Origin of the sequence: Terriglobus sp. YAF25, assembly GCF_052113305.1 — a bacterium.
Lineage (GTDB): Bacteria > Acidobacteriota > Terriglobia > Terriglobales > Acidobacteriaceae > Terriglobus.
The window spans coordinates 1-1,107 of record NZ_JBFRCY010001035.1 but is presented as its reverse complement, the minus strand read 5'-3'; the positions used below and the strand labels follow the sequence as shown (position 1 = coordinate 1,107).

Sequence of the window (1,107 nt, the reverse complement as noted above, 5' to 3'; positions counted from 1 at the left end):
GTTCTCAGTGTGTGACGGCAAGAAGATGGCCATCGTCGATTTCACCTCGGGCAAGCTGCTTGGCCTCGCATCGATCGGAGATTCGCCCGATGCCGCCGGCTTCGATGCCAAGACCGGTTTTGCCTTTTCTTCGAATGGCGAGGGCTCTCTGAGCGTTGTTGATACCGGTAAGGCGGGCTTCCCCACCGTCCAGACACTAGCGACGGCGCGCGGCGCAAGGACCATGGCCTTTGATGCCGCCACGGGGAAGGTCTTCCTCGGCGCCGCCAAGTACAGCCCGGCGCCTGCTCCGACGGCTGCCACACCTCGTCCTCGTCCAACAGTCCTTCCGGACAGCTTCGAAATCATTGTTGTCAGTCGTTAGGGTCGTAAGCCTCTAAAGCGCTCTCACCCCATCCAAAGGAGGTCCCGCCAGGCGGGGCCTCCTTTCTACTTTTCCGGGAATCCTAACCCCGTAAGAACCTGCCTCTGTCCCGGCGCCGTACAACTTCTAAATTGCGTTAGGCTTCAGACGCCAACTCTGGTATTCTCAACGATTCCCCCGGATTTTATGCCTGAGCAGCGAGCCAAAGCCCATCACCGCAACCGAGTCATCGGTACACTTCGCGACGAGATCGCCATCATGATTGAAGGCGAACTCTCCGACCCACGCATCGGTCTCTGTCACGTCACCGAGGTTGTACTTGCCCCCGGCGGCAAGTCGGCCCGTGTCTTTGTCTCCGTCGAAGGCGATGAAGCCACCGAGATTTCCACCCGTGAAGGCCTGATGGCCGCACGGGCGTACATCCGTTCCGAGGTACGCGAACGGATGGGCGTACGACAGATTCCCGAACTTAGCTTCGTTATTGACCGCTCCGAAAAGCTCACCGCCCGGGTAGATGAGCTGCTCACACGCACCAGGAAACGTGAGCGAAAGGCGGCTCAGTGACCTATTTTGCCGCCACTTCAGAGCTGTTAAATTACATCCGCAGTCGGCAGCATTTCCTGATCACTTCGCACGCACGCCCCGACGGCGACGCCATCGGTTAGAGCTGTTAAATTACATCCGCAGTCGGCAGCATTTCCTGATCACTTCGCACGCACGCCCCGACGGCGACGCCATCGGTT

The 1,107-nt window shown here is 59.1% G+C and carries 1 protein-coding gene and 1 pseudogene; both read left to right on the top strand.

Annotation, left to right across the window (positions count from 1 at the left end; translation table 11 throughout):
• Window positions 1-364 (top strand): annotated as a pseudogene (locus AB4043_RS26340) (YncE family protein); the annotation flags it as partial.
• A gap of 186 nt (window positions 365-550) precedes the next feature.
• A complete protein-coding gene (rbfA, locus tag AB4043_RS26335; protein ID WP_442300151.1) occupies window positions 551-928 on the top strand; it encodes a 30S ribosome-binding factor RbfA in 378 nt (125 codons plus the stop codon).
• The last annotated feature ends 179 nt before the right edge of the window (window positions 929-1,107 follow it).

Coding starts and splice junctions, on each gene's coding strand:
- rbfA (WP_442300151.1), top strand. CDS start 551: ATGCCTGAGCAGCGAGCCAAAGCCCATCACCGCAACCGAGTCATCGGT.